The organism is Mangrovicoccus ximenensis (genome assembly GCF_003056725.1).
GTDB classification, from domain to species: domain Bacteria; phylum Pseudomonadota; class Alphaproteobacteria; order Rhodobacterales; family Rhodobacteraceae; genus Mangrovicoccus; species Mangrovicoccus ximenensis.
Genome location: NZ_QBKZ01000014.1, coordinates 1 through 18,674, shown reverse-complemented (window position 1 = coordinate 18,674; position 18,674 = coordinate 1). Strand labels below are relative to the sequence as shown.

The following is an 18,674-nucleotide window of genomic DNA, read 5'->3' as shown; positions in this document are numbered from 1 at the left end:
AATTTTCTCCGCCTGCGCGGGCGGCAGGCGGAGACAGGAGGCGCCGCGGGGCTCAGGCCTCGACGTGCCAGTAGAGCGGGAACCCCGGGTCGAAGACCGTCACCGGGCCATTCTCGGTCTCGATCGCCGCCGGGTACGCGACCGGGGCGCCCTTCTTCAGGGTGATCGTATCTTCGTTCGGCGGCAGGCGGTAGAATTTCGGGCCGTTCACCGAGGCGAAGCCTTCGAGCTTGTCGAGCGCGCCCGCATTCTCGAAGACCTGCGCCAGGCAGGACATGGTGTTGGTCGAGGAGAACACGCCCGCGCAGCCGCATGCGCTTTCCTTGTCCTTGGTCAGGTGCGGCGCAGAGTCCGTGCCCAGGAAGAAGCGCGGATCGCCCGAGGTGGCCGCCTCGATCAGCGCGTCGCGATGGGTCGCGCGCTTGGCCACCGGCAGGCAGTAGTAATGCGGCTTGATCCCGCCCACGAGGATGTGGTTGCGGTCGATGATCAGGTGATGCGTGGTGATCGTCGCGCCGAGATTGCCGGTCGACTCGCTGACATACTGCACCGCGTCCGAGGTGGTGATGTGCTCCATCACGACGCGCAGCTCGGGGATGTCGCGGCGCAGCGGATCGAGCACGGTGTCGATGAACACCGCCTCGCGGTCGAAGATGTCGATCGAGGGATCGGTGACTTCGCCGTGGCAGCACAGCGGAATGCCGACCTGCGCCATGGTCTCCAGCACGCGGCGGACCTTCGAGAGGTCGCGCACGCCCGAGGCCGAGTTGGTGGTGGCGCCGGCGGGATAGAGCTTCACCGCGGTGATCAGCCCGATCTCGGCGGCGGCGCGGATGTCGCGCGGCTCGGTCGTCTCGGTCAGGTAGAGCGTCATCAGCGGCTGGAACTTCGAGCCGTCGGGCTTCGCCGCGAGAATGCGGTCGCGGTATTCCGCGGCATCCGCCGGGGTGACCACCGGCGGCACGAGGTTTGGCATGATGATCGCACGGCCGAAATGGCGCGTGGTCTCGGGAAGGACGGCCTTGAGCATGGCGCCATCGCGCAGATGCAGGTGCCAGTCGTCGGGGCGGCGGAGCGTGAGCGTGTCGGTCATGGGCTGCTCTTAGCCGGGCGCGCGGGCTTAGGGAAGGGGCTGCACATTAATCGGGCGCGGGGCGCCGCCGGGGCCTGCGGCGAGATGCGCGACTGTTGCCTGTCCCGGATCAGCCGCTAGTGTGGCCGCGAACCGCGAAGGACCCCCATGCTCGACCAGACTGCCCCCGCCACCGCCTTGCCGCCGCGCCAGCGCGTCGACGCCCGCGCCGCGGCGCTCGATGCAGCCCTTCCCGGAGCGAAGCGCCTTGCCGCCTTTGCCGGCGCCGCCGAGGCGGCCGCCGCGCTGCCCGGGCTGCTCAGGGCCGGCGACGTCGTGATGGTCAAGGGGTCGCTCGGATCGAAAGTCTCTCAGGCCGTCTCCGCGCTGCGCGACGCGGCCAAGCAAGGAACCTGACGGAAATGCTCTACTGGCTGACGGCGCTCTCGGATGGCGGCGATGTCTTCAACCTCTTCCGCTACATCACCTTCCGGGCGGGCATGGCCTTTGCCACGGCGCTGATCTTCGGCTTCCTGTTCGGGCGCCCGCTGATCAACCTGCTGCGCCGCACCCAGGGCAAGGGCCAGCCGATCCGCACCGACGGGCCCGAGACGCATTTCTCCAAGGCCGGCACGCCGACCATGGGGGGCGTGCTGATCCTCGGCGCGCTGGTGGTCTCGACGCTGCTCTGGGCGCGGCTCGACAATCCCTTCGTCTGGATGTGCCTGATGGTGACAGCGGGCTTCGGCCTGATCGGTTTTGCCGACGACTATGCCAAGGTGTCCAAGCAGAACGTCTCGGGCGTGTCCGGCAAAGTGCGGCTGGGGATCGGCTTCGCGATCGCGGCGGTGGCTTCGGTCTGGATGATGTATGTCCATCCGCCGGAGCTGACCGGCAACCTGGCCTTCCCGATCTTCAAGACTTTCCTGATGCATCTCGGCTGGTTCTACGTCCCGTTCTCGATGCTGGTGATCGTCGGCGCGGCGAATGCCGTGAACCTGACCGACGGGCTTGACGGCCTGGCCGTGATGCCGGTGATGATCGCCGCCGCGACGCTCGGCATCATCGCCTATGTGGTTGGCCGCGCGGACTTTTCCGCCTATCTCGACGTGCATTACGTCGAGGGCACCGGCGAGCTGCTGATCTTCTGCGCCGCGCTGATCGGCGGCGGCCTGGGCTTCCTGTGGTACAACGCGCCGCCTGCGGCGGTCTTCATGGGCGATACCGGCTCGCTGGCCTTGGGCGGCGCGCTCGGCGCGATCGCGGTGGCCACGAAGCACGAGATCGTGCTGGGCATCGTCGGCGGGCTCTTCGTGGTCGAGGCGCTGTCGGTGATCATCCAGGTCGGCTATTTCAAGCGCACCGGCAAGCGGGTCTTCCTGATGGCGCCGATCCACCACCATTTCGAGAAGAAGGGCTGGCAGGAGCCGCAGATCGTCATCCGTTTCTGGATCATCTCGCTGATCCTGGCGTTGATCGGTCTGGCGACGCTCAAGGTCCGGTGATGCAGGACGAGGTCGAGATCGGCGTCGTCCGCGGCCGGTTCGTCGCCTCGCAGGACGTGCTGGCAGGGGCCGTGAAGGCGGCGCAGCCGGGCATGGCCTGGGACGAGTTCCTGCTGAAGCTGATCGAGATCTGTGCGCTGGCGATTCCGTTCAGCGCCATGCTGGCGGTGTTCTGGGGCCTCCTGCCCGAAGGGGGAGGGGGCCAATGGCGGCTCCTGGCGCTGGCCATTGCCGCCTGCTTCGCCATCCTCGCCGCGCTGTTCTGGATCGGCATCTGCACCTGCAGCCGGTTCGCCGACCGGCGGGTCTCGGGCGGCGCATGGGCGAAATGGTTCTTCGTTGCCCGGATGATGGCCGTGATCCTCCTGTTCGACCTCCTGCTGCTTCTCGGCTTCGGGATCGGAGCGACACAGGGATTTGCCCTTCTCGGCGGCGATGGAAAGCCCGCAAAGGAGATGTCCGAATGAGCCAATTCTTCCGCTCCTCCTTCTGGGAAGCGCTGGAACTTGTGCTGGCGGTGGTCGTCGGACCGGCGCTGGTGCTGCACAATGTCTGGATGCGGGACCGGCTGACGCTGATCGAAGGGGTGGCGCTGCTATGCTTCCTCGGGCTCGCGGTGCGGGCGCTGGAACGGAGGCAGGCCTGGGTGCAGGGGCTCTGGGCGCTGCTGTTCATCGCGGCGGCGGTCGGGTCCACGGTGCAGTGGGACCGGGTCTCGAGAGAGCTGCCCTGGCTCGGCGACGTGATCGCGGCCTCGGTCTCCTGGTGAAGCGGCGCGCCGCTGCGGCGCGCCAACGGAAAACGATACGGAAAAGGGAGGGTGCGATGCGCCCCTGCGAGATGCTCGCCGAAAGCTGCCGCGCCGATTGGGATGCGGCCACGGATCACGATTTCTGCCGTGCGCTGGCCGATGGAAGCCTGCCGCGGGACAAGATGGCCTGGTATCTCGGGCAGGATTACCTCTTCGTCGAGGAATTCGTCCGGCTGCTGGCCGCCGCGGTGTCCCATGCGCCGAGCCTCGCCGACGGGCTGCCCGGCGCGCGCTTCCTCGGGCTGATCGCGGGCCCCGAGAATGACTATTTCCAGCGCAGCTTCGAGGCGCTGGACATGACCCCGGCCGAGCGCGCGCCGGAGCCTTCCGCGCCTGCCGCGTCCTTCCGCGCGCTGATGGCGCGGGCGCGGAATTCGGGGCGCTACGAGCAGATGATCGCGGTGCTTCTGGTCGCGGAATGGAGCTATCTGAGCTGGGGCGAGCGCTATGTCGGCTACGATCCGGCGCTGCCCTTCTGGTTCGCGGAATGGATCGACCTTCATAGCGGCCCGGGCTTCGAAGGCGTGGTCGCCTGGCTGAAGGGCCAGCTCGACGCCGCCTGGCCGGGGCTCGGCGCAGCAGAGCAGGAGGCGGCCGCGGCGATGTTCCGCGAGGCGGTGGCGCTCGAGCGCGCCTTCTTCGACGCGGCCTTCACGGCCGAGGTTGCGCGCGTCGCCGAGCGCCGCGGACAGCTCCGCATCGGCCTCGGCCACCCGCGCGCGCCCCCAGAGCTTGATCCGCCGCCGCCGCGCGAAGTCGATCAGGAATAGGAAGGCGCGCGGGTTCTCCGACAGGTTGCCGAGCGTGACATACTGCCGGTTGCCCTCGAGATCGGCGAAGCCGAGACAGCGCGGGCCCAGCACTTTCAGGAAGCCCGGCGGGCCGCCTCGATGCTGGACATAGGGCTGTCCGGCGGCGCTGGCCGTGCCGAGGAACACGCTGGTCTGCGCCGCGACGAAGTGCTCGAGTTCGGGCGTGACCTCCTCGGGCCAGGGACGGGCGGTCTCGGCGCGCTCGTAGAGCCCGCGCGAACCGCGGGCCGCCTGCTCCGCCTTGACGGCGCGGGTGAAGGCGATGTCGGACGGAAGCGGCATGGCTAGAGCCCCAGATCGCTCAGCGAGGGATGGCCGTCCGGGCGGCGTCCCTGCGGCCAGCGGAACAGGCGGTCCGCGTCGGCGATGGGCAGGTCGTTGATGCTGGCATGGCGCAGCGCCATCAGCCCCCCGGCGTCGAATTCCCAGTTCTCGTTGCCGTAGGAGCGAGTCCAGCGGCCCTCCGCGTCCTGCCATTCATAGGCGAAGCGCACGGCGATGCGGTTGGCCTCGAAGGCCCAGAGCTCCTTGATCAGGCGGTATTCCCGTTCGGTCCGCCATTTCGCGGCAAGGAAGCGGACGATCTCGGCCCGGCCGGCAAGGAAGGTGCTGCGGTTGCGCCAGCGGCTGTCCGGCGTGTAGGCGCGCGACACGGCTTCGGGGTCGCGGCTGTTCCAGGCGTCCTCGGCCAGGCGGACTTTCTGCCGGGCGGTCTCGGCGGTGAAGGGCGGAAGCGGGGGGCGGGTCATGGCCGGTCCTTTCTCGGTCTGGCGGGCGGCAGGCACGGGGCCTGCCGCCGGGGGGCTCAGGCGGCGGCGCCGTCGGCCACGGGGAAGTCGATCTCGGTGCGGGCGACCTCGTTGACGTAGTTGGTCCAGATGTTCAGCGCGACGTTCTGGACGATCTCGATCACCTCGGCATCGCCGAAGCCCGCGTCGCGGACGGCGTGCAGATCGGCATCCGAGACATGGCCGCGCGCCTCGGCGACCTTCAGGGCGAAGACCACGGCGGCGTTGGCCTTCGGGTCGGCGGACCGGCCGCGGCGGTTCGCGGCGATCTCTTCGGGCGGCAGCTTGGCGAGGTTGGCCGCCAGATAGCTATGTGCCGACAGGCAGTAGCCGCAGCCGTTGAATTCGGCGATCGCGAGCGCGATGCGCTCGCGGGTGGCGGCGGGCAGGCGGCCCTTTCCGAGCGCGCCGAAGAGGCCCAGATAGCCTTCGAGCGCGGCGGGGCTGTGCGCCACCAGGCGGAACAGGTTCGGCACGCTGCCGAGCAGCGATTTCACTTGGGCCAGCAGCGGGCGGGAGGCTTCGGGCGCGGCCTCGGCAGAGGCGGGAATGGCGATGCGGGACATGTCGGTCTCCTTTTCTGCGTTTCGATTTCCGTGTTCCGGTGTCCGTGAAATAGACCTTCCGGAAATTGGCGGCAGAGGCTAAAATCGGGAAGCAACCTCCCGGAGAATGGAAGCATGGCGGACCGTCTGGATTCGATGGCGATGCTGGTGGCCTGCGTCGATGCCGGCAGCTGTCGGCCGGGGCGCGGCAGATGGGCCTGCCGCTGGCGACGGTCAGCCGCCGGGTGGCGGAGCTCGAGGACCGGCTGGGCACGGCGCTGCTGCACCGAGCGCGCCGAGCCGCGCGGCATTGACCGGATCGGCGACCACGAAGGGGCGGCGGCAGCCCTGCGCCTCCGCCCAGGCCGCGAGTCCCTCAAGCGTGCCGTCGCCGAAGCGCAGCACCGGCGGGCGCTGCATCTCGATGGGGTCGGTCAGGGTGAGCATGGCGGTCCTCCCGGTCTGTCGCGGCTTGGGCTGTTTTGCGTCCAAGGTAGAGGTGGTACCGAAAAGTTGTCAACTGGTCATGCGGCGACTCGCGCATATTTCGGCCGTCATTCCGGATGAATGGCCGACGGTTTTTGTTTAACGATCCGAAATAAAACGGTAAAACTGAAAATCACGTCAAAGTTGATTTCCCGAATAATGCATGTTGACAGGTTTGCAACTATTTCCGATGCTCAGAGGGAACGGAGCGGGAGGATCGCATGACCCAGAAAGAGGCCTTCGTCGCGGTGGTGACGTGCTTTCACGAGGATGAAAGCCTGAACTATGCGGCGACCCGCGCGCAGGTGCGCCGCCAGGTCGAGGCGGGCAACAACATCATGTGCGCCGGCACCAATGGCGACTTCACCGCGCTGACCTACGACGAAAAGGTCCGCCTGACCGCCGAGGTGGTCGAGGAGGTCGCCGGCCGGGCCAAGGTCTTCGTCAATGCGGGCATGCCCGCGACGTTCGAGACCAAGCTCCTGGCGCGCGAATTCGCGCGGACCGGGGTCGACGGCATCGCGGTGATCACGCCCTTCTTCATCGACTGCACGCAGGACGGGCTCTACCGCCATTTCGCTTCGGTGGCCGATGCGGTCGACCGGCCGGTCTATCTCTACGACATCCCGGCGCGGACCCAGAACCATGTCGAGCCGCAAACCGCCCGCCGCCTGGCGGCGCATGGCAACATCAAGGGGATCAAGGACTCGGGCGGGGCGCAGGAAACGCTGGAGGCCTATCTGCAGGTGTCGCGCGAGGCGGAGGATTTCGGGGTCTGGTCCGGACCGGACCACCTGGTGCACTGGGCGCTGGAAAACGGCGCGGCAGGCTGCATCTCGGGACTCGGCAACGTGATGCCGGACGTTCTGGCGCGGATCGTCGGCTGCTTCAATGCGGGCGATGCGGCAGGCGCGGCGGCAGCCCAGGAGATCTACGGCGCGTTCCGGCGCGACCTCTACGGGCTCGGCTATCCGCCCGCGCTGGTCAAGCGCGCGCTCTGGGTGATGGACCGCTCGGTCGGCGCCTCGCGCCAGCCCGCGCTGCTGCCCGATCCGGCGCAGGACCGTGCCATCGAGGCGGTGCTGCGCAAATACGACCTGATGGCGGAGGCCTGAGCCGATGACCCAATCCCCGATCGTGATCACCATGGGCGATCCCTCCGGCGTCGGCGCCGAGGTGACGGTCAAGGCGATGGCCGAGCTGCCCCCGTCCCAGCGTGCCGGATATGCGGTGATCGGCGACCGCGCCACGCTGGAGCGCGCCCTGGCCTCGACCGGCGCCGCGATCGGCCTGCATGACCATGGCGCCGCTGCCGCGCCCGGGTCGCTCGGCGTGATCGACGTGCCGGTCGAGGGGCTGCCGGGGAAATTCGGCGTGCTCAGCCCGGCCTGCGGCGAGGCGTCCTTCCGCTATATCGAGCGCGCGGTCGAGCTGACGATGGCGGGCGATGCGGCGATGATCGTGACGGCGCCGATCAACAAGGCGGCGCTGAACGCGGCCGGGCACCATTACGACGGCCATACCGGGATGCTGGCGCATCTGACCGGCCGGAAATCGTCGTGGATGCTGCTGGCCTCGCCGACGCTGAACGTGCTGCATGTCTCCACCCATGTCAGCCTGCGCGAGGCGATCGAGCGGGCGACGACCGAGCGCGTGCTGGAGACGATCCGCATGGGCCACCGGCACTTCCGGCGCATGGGTGTCGAGCATCCTCGGATCGCGGTGGCCGGGATCAACCCGCATTGCGGCGAGAACGGTCTGTTCGGCGACGAGGACGACACCCGGATCGCGCCCGCCGTGGCGCAGGCGAAGGCCGAGGGCATCGACGTGGCCGGGCCCGTGCCGGCCGACACCGTCTATTACCGCGCGCACAAGGGCGCCTTCGACCTGGTGATCGCGCAGTATCACGACCAGGGGCATATCCCGATCAAGCTGATCGCCTTCGACACGGCGGTGAATGTCTCGCTCGGCCTGCCGATCGACCGCTGCTCGGTCGATCACGGCACCGCCTTCGACATCGCCGGGACCGGACAGGCCAACCATGTCAACATGCTGGCCGCGCTCGGCTATGCCGGCCGCCTTGCTGCGGCGCGCGCGGCGGAACCGGCGTGAGGCGGCCATGGTCCGGGGAGGAGACATGAATGCTGCAGTCCCCGGCGCGGACCGGCCTTCTGATCATGGTGCTGGTCACCATCGGCGGCGCGGCGGATTCGGTCATCGTCCGGCTGCTGGCGGGCGAGATCCCGGCGATGCAGATCGGCTTCACCCGGGCGCTCTTCGGGGTGCTGGCGCTGCTGCCGCTGATCCTGCGGCGCCCGGCGATCCTGCGCACCAGCGCGCGCTGGAGCCATGTGCTGCGCGCGGGGCTGAAGCTTCTGTCGCTGGTGCTGCTCTTCGCGGCGCTGCAGCGCGCGCCTCTGGCGACCGTGACGGCGATCGGCTTCGCCTCGCCGCTCTTCGTGGCACTCGGCGCCTGGCAGCGCCTTGCGCAGCAGCTCGCCGCCGATCACGGGCAGGCCGCCGACCGCATAGGCCGGCGCCTCGATCGCGGTGGCCGACAGGCGGTCGTCGGGGCCGGTCACCATGCGGTGCAGCACATGGCCCTCCATGGGGCCCTCGGCGATGCGGCCCGAGACGACCTTCATGGTCTCGGTTGCGAACAGCTCGCCGTGGAAGCGGAAATGCCGGAAGGCGGTGCTGGCCGCGCCGGGATTGCGCCCCAGCCCGGCAGCCGCGAGGATTTCCGAGGCCATCTGGAAGGCGCGCAGGTAGAACTGCACGTTCCAGTGGTTGTTGCGGTCGCATTCCCAAGGCCGGACCGTGCCGGCATAAGTCGCGATCCCCGCCTCGCTGCGGGGCAGCCGGCTCAGCATGGCCGTCCTCCTTCTGGCGCTCAGGCCCGGCGGAAGACCGGCAGCATGTTGCCCTCGGCATCCTTCGCATAGGCCACCCGGACCGCATCGCCGATCGCGACAGACAGCGCGTCCTCGCCCTCGAGCGCGGCGATCATCCGAGGCCCTTCTGCCATCGTCACCGAGACGACCACATAGGGCACCTTGTCCCGGAAGGCGGGCAGCGGCGCGCGCCGCACGATGGTGAAGCTTTCCACCTCGCCGGTGCCTGCGCTCTCGGTCCAGTCCGGATCGGCCGCCCAGCACGAGGCGCAGTGGTGGCGCGGCGGGAACTGGACCGAGCCGCAGGCGCCGCATTTCTGGAAAAGGAGCCGTCCCTCGGCGATCCCGGCCCAATAGGGGGCGCTGTCGCCGTTGGCGTAGCTGTTCACCTGGGTCATCTCGGTCATGCTGTCGCTCCTCCTCTGCGTGGCGGCCTGCCCCGGTCAAGAAGCAAACCGCATGCCACGCCGGGGCGCTCAGGCGTAGGCTTCGGCCTTCTTCATCCGCCGCCGCTGCAGCGAGGACGGAATGGAGAGGATGTCGCGATACTTGGCGACGGTGCGCCGCGCGATGTCGATGCCGCCCTTGCGCAGCTCCTGCACGATGGCCTCGTCCGACAGCACCGTCGCGGCGGTCTCGGCAGCGACCATCGCCTGGATGCGGTGGCGCACGGTCTCCGAGGAGCTTTCCTCCTCGCCCTCGGTCGCGCCGACGGAATTCGAGAAGAAGAACTTCAGCTCGAAAAGCCCGCGGTCGGTCATCAGGTACTTGCCGGAAATCGCGCGGCAGACGGTCGAGACATGCACGCCGACCTTCTCGGCCACGTCGGCGAGGTTCAGCGGGCGCAGATGCTCCACCCCGCGGTCGAGGAAGGCCTGCTGCTGGGCGACGATCTCGGTGGAGACCTTCAGGATGGTCTGGGCGCGCTGGTCGACATTGCGCGCCAGCCAGGTCGCGTCGCGCATGCAGTCGACGACGAAGAGCTTGTCCTCGGCGCCGAGCTTGCCCGCGGTGATCTCGGAATAGTACTGGCGGTTGACCAGCACCCGCGGCAGCAGCTCGGAATTCAGCTCCACCCGCCAGCTGCCGTCGCGGCCGCGGCGCACCAGCACGTCGGGCAGCGCCGGCGGCACCGGCGCGGTGTCGAAGCGGCGGCCCGGACGCGGGTCGAGCTCGCGGATTTCGGCGGCCATCGCGGTGATGTCCTCCATGTCGACGCCGCAGAGCTTCGCCAGCTTCTTCAGGTCGTATTTCGCCAGCAGCGGCAGGTTGTCGAGCAGGCAGGCCATCGCCGGGTCGTAGCGGTTGCGCTCGCGCAGCTGGATCGCCAGGCATTCCGAAAGGCTGCGGGCGCCGATCCCGGCGGGCTCGAAGCCCTGGATCACCGCCAGCACGTCCTCGACGCGCTCGGGCGTGCAGGCCAGGCGGCGGGCGATCATCTTGGTCTTGCGGGTCAGGTAGCCCGCCTCGTCGAGCGAGTCGATGATGTCGGTGGCAATGGCGATGTCGGCGGGGGCGCGGAAGGCCATCGCGGCCTGCTGCAGGAGCGCGTCGCGCAGCGAGACCTCGCCGGCCAGGTAGCGCTCGATGCCGTTGTCGTCGGAGACGCCGCGAGCGCCGCCGCCGGTCCCGTGCGCGGCATGGAGGCGGCGCGGTTCGAAGGCGAGGAGTTGGGTTTCCGGGCGCTCGCCGAGCGCGGCCAGTTCTGGGCGCTGGCCGGCCAGGCAGGCCGGGATGCGGCGCCCTTCGCGCGGCTCTCCCTTGGCGAAACGGTGCGGCTGCGCTTCGGCAACGACACGGTCTTCCCGCATGCGATGCACCTGCACGGGATGCATTTCCGCGAGGTCGCGGCAGAGGGCCGGCAGGGGCCGATGCGCGACACGGTGCTGGTCCTGCCGGGCGAGAGCACCGAGATCGCCTTCGTTGCGGACAATCCCGGCAAGTGGCTTCTGCATTGCCACATGCTGGGCCATGCGGCATCAGGCATGACCAACTGGGTCGAAGTGGCCTGAACGGCCGGACGCAAACGGAAGGATGACATATGAAGGCTTTTGGACTCGCTGCCGGGATCACGGCAGCGGCGGCGGCGGCGGCGGCCCATAACGGCGTGACCGATCCCGTCGTAATGGCGCGGATGCACGGCATGATGACGCTGGGCGTGCAGCTGAAGACGCTGGGCGCGATGGCCAAGGGCGAACAGCCTTTCGATGCCGAAGCCGCGCGGCAGGCGCTGGCGATGGTCGCGGACGAGGCCGGCCGCATCCCCGGACAGTTCCAGGCCAACGTCTCCGTCCCCCAGTCGGAAGCGCGTCCCGCCATCTGGGAGCACTGGGAGGATTTCTCCGCAAAGGCCGAAGCCCTGCGGCAGACCGCGGCCGCGCTCGAGATCGCCGACGAGGCCGGGCTGGGTCCGGCGCTGCGCGATCTCGGCGGCGCCTGCAAGTCCTGCCACAGCATCTACCGGGAATAATCCGGAACCGGCTTGACCTTCCAGCGGCTGGAACTCCCATCTCTGTCGGGACTCAAGTTCAGGTCCGCAGGAGGCTGCCATGCCACATGATCACTCCGATGCGCCCGCGGTCATCCGCGATCCCGTTTGCGGGATGACCGTCGATCCCTCCGCGGGCAAGCCCTCGGCGGAGCATGGCGGGCATCGCTACCACTTCTGCTCCGCGGGCTGCCGGGAGAAATTCATGGCGGCCCCGCAGGACTACCTGACGGCGGCAGACCCGGTCTGCGGCATGGAGGTCGACCGCTCGGCGGCGCAGCACATGCTGAAGCACGGGGGCCAGCGGCACTATTTCTGCTCGGAAAACTGCCGCTCGAAATTCGAGGCCGATCCGGAGGCATATCTGGGCGGCCGACCCGCGCCCGAGCCGATGCCGGCAGGCACGGTATACACCTGCCCGATGCATCCCGAGATCCGCCAGGACCATCCCGGCGACTGCCCGAAATGCGGCATGGCGCTGGAGCCCGAGACGCCTACGGCCGAGAGCGGCCCCAACCCCGAATATGTCGATTTCCGGCGTCGGCTGGCGATCACCGCGCCGCTCGCGGCAGCGGTCTTCGTGCTCGAGATGGGCGCCCATCTGGGCATTCCCTTCGCCGATTGGATCGGCCACAGCGCCTTCGGCTGGGTGCAGTTCCTGCTGGCCACGCCGGTCGTCTGGATCTGCCGGCCGTTCTTCAAGCGGGGCTGGGCCTCGGTCGTCAACCGCTCGCCCAACATGTGGACGCTGATCGCGCTCGGCACCGGCGCGGCGTATCTCTTCTCGGTGGTCTCGCTGATCGCGCCGGGCCTGTTCCCGGCGGCGATGCGCGACGGCATGGGCATGGCCCCGGTCTATTTCGAGGCCGCGGCCGTGATCCTCGTCCTCGTGCTGGTCGGCCAGGTGATGGAGCTGGCGGCGCGCGAGCGCACCGGCGACGCGATCCGCGCGCTCCTCGATCTGGCGCCGAAGACCGCGCGCCGCGTGACGGATTCGGGCGAGGAGGACGTGCCGCTCGACGAGGTGGCCGCGGGCGACCTCCAGCGAGCGGCCCGCGGGCCCCGGCCCCTTGGCTGCGGTGTCGACCGGCTGGAAGCCGCGGCCGCGCGGAGCCGCGCCGTCATTCTTCGAGAAGGCGCCGCGCAGCGAGCGGCGCAGGTCCTTGAGGAAGAAGCGGCAGGCCTGCCCCACCTTCCAGCTGCCGAGCCCGGCACCGAACAGGAAATTCCCGAGCGGACGGCCCGAGAGCCGCGCGAATTCCAGCGACGAACCGAAGCGCTGCGGCACGATCAGCTGGTCGCGCGAATGGAAGCCCGCGATGCAGCCCTGGCATTTCCGCCCGCCCTCGTAATCGGTGCAGTCGGTGCGGTTTTGGTGCAAGAGCTCGATCTGCGGGCAGAGCGGCATGTAGTTGTGCCACATGTAGTGGAACCGGGTCTGCGGGAACCGCTCCTTCAGCGCCAGAACCTCCGAGGAGATGCCCTCCATCGAATGCAGCACCACGTCGTCGAACGGCCCCTGCGCGGTCAGAACCTCGGCGAAGACCTCGGCGATCTCCGGATCCGACCGCCAGATGCCGATATCGTAGAACATGTCATGCGCCGGCGCCTTGACCGGCGAATTGAGGATGCGGAAGCTCCGGACCCCCTGCCCCTCGAGGATGTTCGAGATCGGCTCGTAGCGGGTCTTGCGGTTGGTGTAGGTATAGTGGTGCCCTGCGCTGAGCACGGTGAACTCGTAGCCCGGATTGCCCGCCAGTTTGTGCAGCAGGTTGCGCAGATAGACCGAGACGCCGCCGCCGCGGAATTCGGGGTCGTCGAACTGCGCCCAATTGTAATGCAGGATGCGCCGTGCGCCGCTCATGGTTTCCAGTCCTCGAACTGCGACCGCGTGCGCGCGAAATACCATGCCAGCGCATGGTTCAGCGGCCCCATCCGGCTGCGCGACAGGCTGCCCTGGATCCAGTGGTCGTTCATCATCAGGTAATCGATCTTGGCGCGGAACTTGTTCGGCCAGAAATGCGGCGCGATCTCCTGCGCCTTGACCGTCTCCATGCCGCGCTCATGCGCCAGGCTGTTGATTGCCGCGACTTCGGAGCGCCGCGGGTGCGCGACCAGCCCGACCAGGCGGTCCTGCACCAGGCGGCGCAGCTCCTCGACCGTGCCTTCCTTGCGCAGGAGATCGGCGGCGAATTGCGCGCAGCGCCCGACCATCGCGTGGCGCAGCCCTTCGATCCGGGCGCGTTCGGCCACCGAGAAGGCCGGATCGCGGAACTCGGCGCGGACCCGGCCGCCCTCGCGGACGAAGCCGTCGAGCTTGCCCAGGGCCGGGTCGAGGAAGAACGGCTCCAGCCAGGCGTAGTTCAGGCAGGTCAGCGCCAGGTCGGTGCGGCGGTGGTCGAGGATGCGCCCCGGCCCCATGGTGATCGCCGGATGCATCCGCTGCACGTTGCCGACATAGAAGCGGTTGGTCGCGAAGAACTCGAAGCCGATATCGTCGGGCACCGGCAGGCCCAGCCGCTCGCGCTTTTCCAGCGCGGGCGAGAGCTGCTTGCCCCAGGTGCCGGAATAGCCGATGTCGACGAGCAGCGGGTTGCGCGCCGAAAACAGGCCCTCCTGCTCCAGGTAGTCCGTCACCAGCGCAGTCTTGCGGTGGACAGAGGACTGCACCAGGCGGCGGAAATCGTCCCAGTCCCAGTAGAGGCTGCGGAAGCTCTCGATCGCCATGCCGTCGCCGAGCCGGTCGACATGGGCACGCGTGCCCGCGTCGAGCGCGTGGAACGCCTCGTCGGAGATGCCGAAGATCCGGCGGAACCGGGCGAAGCTGAAGCTCACCTCCGACAGGTATTCGGTGGTGACATAGAGATAGTCGGCATCCTCGGGCGCGAAGCCCAGAAGCGCGCCGGTCGCCCGGCTGGTGGCCAGCGTGCGGAACTGCGCCTCGACCGGATAGAGTTCCGGCGCGGCAGCGACCATCGCCTCGGCGATCTCGCGGAAAATCGTGCCGTCGCGGGTCAGGAAAAAGATGTGCGAGCTCCGCTTCTTCAGCGCGCGGCTCAGCACGTCATGCACGAAAAGCGCGGCGGCGGGCGCGATCACCTGCCCGACCACGGCATCTAGCGAGGCCAGCGGCCGCGGCGCGGCCAGGCCGAAATCGCGGCGCAGCTCGTCGGCGCGCACCGTGCCGGGACGCGGCAGGGCGTGCATCCGCTGGGCGCGGCGAACCTCGTTCTCCTGGTTGTGGTTATAGTAGTGCACCGAGCGGAAGCCGCGCTGGCGCGGGCGCACGCAGTCGTTGTTCCAGTTGTCGCCGACATGCAGCACGCGCTGGCGCGGCACGCCGCAGCGCTTGGCCACGACCTCGAACAGCTCGCCCGAATTCTTGGTGATGCCGAATTCCGAGGACACGATCAGGTCGTCGACGAACTCGCCCAACCCGTGCGCGTCCAGCACCTTCTGCAGCGAGGCCGCCGGCAGGTACATGTCGGAGACCACGATCACCTTGCGGCCGAGCAGCTTGAGGTTGCGCAGCACGGCGCGGGCCTCGTGGTTCGGCACCAGGTTGCGCAGCTCGATGCCGGTCTCCAGCTCGACCAGCCGCTCCGCCATCCGCGCCCGCTCGGCCGGATCGCCGCAGAACGGCCGCAGCGCACGCTCGAAGATGTCCCCGAGCTTCGGCTCGTCGCCCTTGCCCTGCGCCACCATGGTCCGCTTCAGCTGGAAGGAGCCGTAGCCGCGGGCGGCGAAGAGCGCGCGGAACACGTCGTCCTGCGGCGCATCGACCAGCGCGGCGCCGAGCTGCGCGGTCTTGGCGAAGACCTGCTCCATGCAGAGATGCTCGCGGAAGACCAGCGTGTCGAAGAAATCGAAGCTGACCACATCGACATCGGCGAAGCCCTCGAGCTCGTGCAGCGAGAAGACGTTGTTGTCATCCCGGCCAAGCGCCCCCGGAAGACCGGAGATGACAGCATCGGCCCGCCGGTCGAACATGGATTTCTCGACCCAGCGGATCAGTCGGGAGTCGTTCATTATGGTCTTCACGCAATCAGTATTCTGGTCGAAGCAATCATCGCGCCGGCCATCAAACATCGAATGTCCGGAGGTTTCAACGCGGCCCTTGGCCTCCGGGGCGCGACATGGAGACCCGTCCTGCCCGCTATCTGCGCAGCCGCCGCCCCTGCCGTCGCCGCAATGCGGAAAAGCGGCGCTCCGCGCGCAGTTTTCCTTGAACGGATGCGCGATCCGGAGAAAAAAGGGAAACAGTGGCAACGGCGCCGCGACTCCCCCCCCGATGACCGGGCCCCAATGGCAAAGCTGCCTGACATGCTGCGTTTCCGCGGCAGTCGGCGGCTTTTTTCGTTTTCAAGGATGCGACATGAAGAACTTCCCGATGTTCCTGCGCATGGACGGGCGCCGCGTGGTGATCTGCGGCTCCGGCGCCGAAGCAGCCCGCAAGGCACGGCTGGTCCTCAAGACCGAGGCCGAGATCGTGATCCTCGGCCGCGATCTCGACCCCGAACTGGCGGGGCTGGCGGCCAGCGGCCGCGCGGTCCACCATCCCGAGCTGCGCCCCGACACTTTCGCGGGCGCGGTGCTGGCCTTCGTCGCCACCGGCTGGGGGGACGGGGTCGCGGCGGCAATCGGCGGGCGGGCGCCGGTGGTGACGCCGCTCTCGGGCGCGCTGCGGGCCTTCGCGGGGTTGGGGATCGGGCGGATCGCGCTGATGACGCCCTATCTGCCGCAGACCGCCGATCTGGTCGCGGGCTGGTTTGCCGGGCAGGGGATCGAGGTCGTCTCGGAGCTGTCGCTGGGCCATGACGACGACCGGGAGATGGCGCTCTTGCCGCAGGAGGAGCTGGTCTCGGCCGCGATGCGCGCCGACCATCCCGAGGCGGGGGCGGTCTTCCTGTCCTGCACTGCCTTGCCCGCGCTGCAGGCGATCGGCGAGATCGAGGAAAGGCTGGGCAAGCCGGTGGTCAGCTCCAACCAGGCCGCCTTCTGGGCGGCGCTCGACATTGCGGGCATTCCGGCCACGGGCCCGGGATCGCTCTATCGCCTGAGGGAGGAGTGGCGGTCATGGTGACGCTTGACGACATCCGCGCGGCGCAGTCGCGCATCCGCGGCATGGTCCGCGAGACGCCGATGCGGGGCTCGCCGGGCCTGTCGGAGATCGCGGGCGGGCCGGTCTGGCTGAAATGCGAGCATGAGCAGGAAACCGGCGCCTTCAAGCTGCGCGGCGCTTCGAACGCGGCGGCGCAGCTCGGCCAGGCGGCAGGCGTGACCACGGCCTCGACCGGCAACCATGGCCGCGCGCTGGCGCATGCGGCGCGGGAACTGGGCATCCCGGCGGTCATCTGCGTGTCGCGGCTGGTGCCGAAAAACAAGATCGCGGCGATCGAGGCGCTGGGGGCGGAGGCGCGGGTGATCGGGGCCAGCCAGGACGAGGCCTTCGAGGAGGCGCGGCGGCTCGAACGCGAGGAGGGCTTCGCGCTGATCCCGCCCTTCGACCATCCGGAGGTGGTGGCAGGCCAAGGGACGCTGGGACTGGAAATCCTCGGGCAGCTGCCCGGTGCGGCGGCCATCGCCATTCCGCTCTCGGGCGGCGGGCTGCTGGCGGGGGTCGCGCTGGCAGCCAAGGCACTGAAGCCGGAGATCCGCATCATAGGCATCTCGATGGAGCGCGGCGCGGCGATGGCGGCGAGCCTGGCCGCCGGGCATCCCGTGGAGGTCGAGGAACTGGAGACCTTGGCCGACAGTCTCGGCGGCGGCATCGGGCTGGAGAACCGCCTCACCTTTGCCGTCTGCCGCGACCTGATGGACGAGCTGATCCTGCTGACCGAGGAGGAGATCGCGGAAGGCATCCGCTTCCTCGCGGCGGAGGAGGGCGAGACCGTGGAGGGCGCCGCCGCGGTCGGCCCGGCGGCGGTGCTGGCGGGCAAGCTGCGCGCTGAACTTGGGCCGCTGGTGCTGCTGCTTTCGGGGAAGAACATCGACCCGGAATTGCACCGCGCCGTCATGGAGGGAGATAGATGAGCGATATCCGCATCCTGCACGAGGCCGACCTGCGCGCCCGGATCAGACTGGACGGCGAGGCCGTGGACGTGGTGGAGCAGGCCTTCGCCCGGCTGGCCGAGGGCGGGGTCGAGATGCCGCCGGTGATGTCGATGCACATGCCCGACGTGAACGGCGAGGTGGACGTGAAGACCGCCTATGTGCCGGGCCTGCCGGGCTTCGCGGTAAAGATTTCCCCGGGGTTCTTCGACAATCCCGCCAGGGGGCTGCCCTCGACCTCGGGGCTGATGGTGGTGCTCTCCACCGAGACCGGCCGGGTGCGGGCGGTGCTTCTCGACAACGGCTATCTCACCGATGTGCGCACGGCTGCTGCCGGCGGCGTGGCGGCGCGGTATCTCGCCCGTCGGGACGCCTCGAAGGCCGCGATCTTCGGGGCCGGACTGCAGGCGCGGATGCAGCTGCAAGCGCTCTGCCTCGTGCGGCCCGTCACCGAAGCCGTGATCTGGGCGCGCGATCCGGCCAAGGCGGAGCGGCTTGCCGCCGAACTGACCGGGTGGCGAAGGGCGGGGCAACCTCCTGGCGCGCGCTGGTGGGCACGCCCTGGCGCGCCAGCGTCTCGCCCAGTTCGTAGGCCTGTCCCGCGCTGCCTTGGCTGCAGGCGGCGGCCGCGGGGGCGGCGGCAAGCGCCAGGGGAAGGGAAAGGATCATGCAGATCCGCATGGCATGGCTCCTGTCTTGGCCATCCTCCCTGCCATGCATCCTATCATTGCCGGGTTCCGGTCCGGTGCGGAGCGTTAAATCCCGCGAAACTTTGCGGCGCTGCAGCATGACTTTGCGAAAATCAGCGGCGCGGCTGCCCGGAATGCGGGCGCAAAGAAAAAGGGGCACCGCTTGCGCGATGCCCCTTCTCTCCAACAGGGAGCGTGGGATCAGAAGTGGTAGGACACTTTGACGACCGCGCTGGTGCCGTCGACATCGGTGTCGCCGTCATCGAAGTCATCGAAGGACTGGTACTGGATTTCGGCACCGACCGAGAGGTCGTCGGTCAGCATGTAGTCGTAGCCGACACCGCCGGTCCAGCCCCAGGAATTGCCGAGGTCCTTGATCTCGGTGTTGGCGGCGCCGCCGGTTGCGTAGATCATCGAACGGCCGAGATCATAGCCCAGTTTCGCCTTGATGTGGCTCAGGCTTTCGACGTCATGGCCTTCCAGCTCCAGAGCGGTGGCGTTGGCGTCGGCTTCGACACCGTAAACCAGGCGGT

General features: G+C 68.7%; 20 protein-coding genes and 4 pseudogenes. 15 read left to right on the top strand and 9 right to left on the bottom strand.

Annotated elements, in window-relative coordinates:
- Positions 1-52: 52 nt before the first annotated feature.
- The gene (gene pyrC, locus C7T91_RS14215; protein ID WP_108259827.1) at positions 53-1,093 is read right to left on the bottom strand and encodes a dihydroorotase; all 1,041 of its coding nucleotides are present in this window, start codon (positions 1,091-1,093) and stop codon (positions 53-55) included.
- A gap of 147 nt (positions 1,094-1,240) precedes the next feature.
- Here pyrC and C7T91_RS14210 point away from each other — a divergent pair, with 147 nt between their 5' ends.
- From C7T91_RS14210 to C7T91_RS14190, 5 genes are read left to right on the top strand one after another with little or no spacing between them, the layout of a single operon-like run.
- Positions 1,241-1,489, top strand: a complete 249-nt coding sequence (locus C7T91_RS14210) for a hypothetical protein (RefSeq protein ID WP_108259826.1) — start codon at positions 1,241-1,243, stop codon at positions 1,487-1,489.
- A 5-nt stretch (positions 1,490-1,494) separates the two neighbouring features.
- On the top strand, positions 1,495-2,577 hold the full coding sequence (gene mraY / locus C7T91_RS14205; protein WP_108259825.1) for a phospho-N-acetylmuramoyl-pentapeptide-transferase: 1,083 nt from the start codon (positions 1,495-1,497) through the stop codon (positions 2,575-2,577).
- Positions 2,577-3,044, top strand: a complete 468-nt coding sequence (locus C7T91_RS14200) for a hypothetical protein (protein WP_108259824.1) — start codon at positions 2,577-2,579, stop codon at positions 3,042-3,044. The genes mraY and C7T91_RS14200 overlap by 1 nt, the downstream gene beginning before the upstream one ends.
- Positions 3,041-3,346 (top strand): hypothetical protein, encoded by a 306-nt coding sequence (locus C7T91_RS14195; RefSeq protein ID WP_108259823.1) that lies wholly within the window; start codon positions 3,041-3,043, stop codon positions 3,344-3,346. The genes C7T91_RS14200 and C7T91_RS14195 overlap by 4 nt, the downstream gene beginning before the upstream one ends.
- Before the next feature lie 56 nt (positions 3,347-3,402).
- Positions 3,403-4,158 (top strand): TenA family protein, encoded by a 756-nt coding sequence (locus C7T91_RS14190; RefSeq protein WP_108259822.1) that lies wholly within the window; start codon positions 3,403-3,405, stop codon positions 4,156-4,158.
- Here C7T91_RS14190 and C7T91_RS35760 read toward each other — a convergent pair.
- The 3 genes and pseudogenes from C7T91_RS35760 to C7T91_RS14175 all read right to left on the bottom strand — a co-directional run.
- A pseudogene (locus C7T91_RS35760) lies at positions 4,129-4,326 on the bottom strand (pyridoxamine 5'-phosphate oxidase family protein); the annotation flags it as partial. The gene C7T91_RS14190 and the pseudogene C7T91_RS35760 overlap by 30 nt on opposite strands.
- Positions 4,327-4,484: 158 nt before the next feature.
- Positions 4,485-4,949, bottom strand: a complete 465-nt coding sequence (locus tag C7T91_RS14180) for a nuclear transport factor 2 family protein (protein ID WP_108259821.1) — start codon at positions 4,947-4,949, stop codon at positions 4,485-4,487.
- A gap of 56 nt (positions 4,950-5,005) precedes the next feature.
- Entirely contained in the window at positions 5,006-5,554 is a 549-nt protein-coding gene (locus C7T91_RS14175) for a carboxymuconolactone decarboxylase family protein (RefSeq protein ID WP_108259820.1), read from the bottom strand.
- A gap of 191 nt (positions 5,555-5,745) precedes the next feature.
- Between C7T91_RS14175 and C7T91_RS39495 the strand changes: the two genes are divergently transcribed.
- The 4 genes and pseudogenes from C7T91_RS39495 to C7T91_RS39490 all read left to right on the top strand — a co-directional run.
- On the top strand, positions 5,746-5,847 hold the full coding sequence (locus C7T91_RS39495; protein ID WP_201742106.1) for a helix-turn-helix domain-containing protein: 102 nt from the start codon (positions 5,746-5,748) through the stop codon (positions 5,845-5,847).
- Between the two features lie 393 nt (positions 5,848-6,240).
- On the top strand, positions 6,241-7,134 hold the full coding sequence (locus C7T91_RS14165; RefSeq protein ID WP_108259819.1) for a dihydrodipicolinate synthase family protein: 894 nt from the start codon (positions 6,241-6,243) through the stop codon (positions 7,132-7,134).
- 4 nt (positions 7,135-7,138) lie between these two features.
- Positions 7,139-8,131 (top strand): 4-hydroxythreonine-4-phosphate dehydrogenase PdxA, encoded by a 993-nt coding sequence (gene pdxA / locus C7T91_RS14160; protein ID WP_108259818.1) that lies wholly within the window; start codon positions 7,139-7,141, stop codon positions 8,129-8,131.
- A gap of 29 nt (positions 8,132-8,160) precedes the next feature.
- Positions 8,161-8,505: pseudogene (locus C7T91_RS39490) on the top strand (EamA family transporter); the annotation flags it as partial.
- A 114-nt stretch (positions 8,506-8,619) separates the two neighbouring features.
- On the opposite strand, the pseudogene C7T91_RS39485 reads toward C7T91_RS39490, so the two are convergent.
- The 3 genes and pseudogenes from C7T91_RS39485 to rpoN form a co-directional block, all read right to left on the bottom strand.
- Positions 8,620-8,892, bottom strand: a pseudogene (locus C7T91_RS39485) (hypothetical protein); the annotation flags it as partial.
- A gap of 20 nt (positions 8,893-8,912) precedes the next feature.
- Positions 8,913-9,320: a Zn-ribbon domain-containing OB-fold protein gene (locus C7T91_RS14150; RefSeq protein WP_236638238.1), complete on the bottom strand. Its 408-nt coding sequence runs from the start codon at positions 9,318-9,320 to the stop codon at positions 8,913-8,915.
- 69 nt (positions 9,321-9,389) lie between these two features.
- Complete coding sequence (gene rpoN, locus C7T91_RS14145) at positions 9,390-10,724, bottom strand: RNA polymerase factor sigma-54 (protein ID WP_161555902.1); 1,335 nt, start codon at positions 10,722-10,724, stop codon at positions 9,390-9,392.
- On the opposite strand from rpoN, the gene C7T91_RS35750 reads away from it, so the two are divergent.
- The 3 genes and pseudogenes from C7T91_RS35750 to C7T91_RS37895 all read left to right on the top strand — a co-directional run.
- Positions 10,626-10,925: a multicopper oxidase domain-containing protein gene (locus tag C7T91_RS35750; RefSeq protein ID WP_407943302.1), complete on the top strand. Its 300-nt coding sequence runs from the start codon at positions 10,626-10,628 to the stop codon at positions 10,923-10,925. The two genes, rpoN and C7T91_RS35750, sit on opposite strands and share 99 nt — an antisense overlap.
- A gap of 29 nt (positions 10,926-10,954) precedes the next feature.
- On the top strand, positions 10,955-11,383 hold the full coding sequence (locus tag C7T91_RS14140) for a c-type cytochrome (RefSeq protein WP_108259815.1): 429 nt from the start codon (positions 10,955-10,957) through the stop codon (positions 11,381-11,383).
- A 79-nt stretch (positions 11,384-11,462) separates the two neighbouring features.
- Positions 11,463-11,852: pseudogene (locus tag C7T91_RS37895) on the top strand (YHS domain-containing protein); the annotation flags it as partial.
- Positions 11,853-13,261: 1,409 nt separating this feature from the next.
- On the opposite strand, the gene C7T91_RS35740 reads toward C7T91_RS37895, so the two are convergent.
- Positions 13,262-15,430, bottom strand: coding sequence for an HAD-IA family hydrolase (locus C7T91_RS35740; RefSeq protein ID WP_161555900.1), 2,169 nt, complete (start codon positions 15,428-15,430; stop codon positions 13,262-13,264).
- A 346-nt stretch (positions 15,431-15,776) separates the two neighbouring features.
- On the opposite strand from C7T91_RS35740, the gene C7T91_RS14125 reads away from it, so the two are divergent.
- From C7T91_RS14125 to C7T91_RS14115, 3 genes are read left to right on the top strand one after another with little or no spacing between them, the layout of a single operon-like run.
- Complete coding sequence (locus tag C7T91_RS14125; RefSeq protein ID WP_108259812.1) at positions 15,777-16,484, top strand: aspartate racemase/maleate isomerase family protein; 708 nt, start codon at positions 15,777-15,779, stop codon at positions 16,482-16,484.
- Positions 16,478-17,434 (top strand): hydroxyectoine utilization dehydratase EutB, encoded by a 957-nt coding sequence (gene eutB / locus C7T91_RS14120; protein WP_108259811.1) that lies wholly within the window; start codon positions 16,478-16,480, stop codon positions 17,432-17,434. Before C7T91_RS14125 ends, eutB begins: the two co-directional genes overlap by 7 nt.
- Complete coding sequence (locus C7T91_RS14115) at positions 17,431-18,243, top strand: hypothetical protein (protein ID WP_236638237.1); 813 nt, start codon at positions 17,431-17,433, stop codon at positions 18,241-18,243. Before eutB ends, C7T91_RS14115 begins: the two co-directional genes overlap by 4 nt.
- Before the next feature lie 99 nt (positions 18,244-18,342).
- On the opposite strand, the gene C7T91_RS14110 is transcribed toward C7T91_RS14115, so the two are convergent.
- The coding region (locus C7T91_RS14110) for an outer membrane protein (RefSeq protein ID WP_145962883.1) at positions 18,343-18,674 on the bottom strand (332 nt) is incomplete at its 5' end.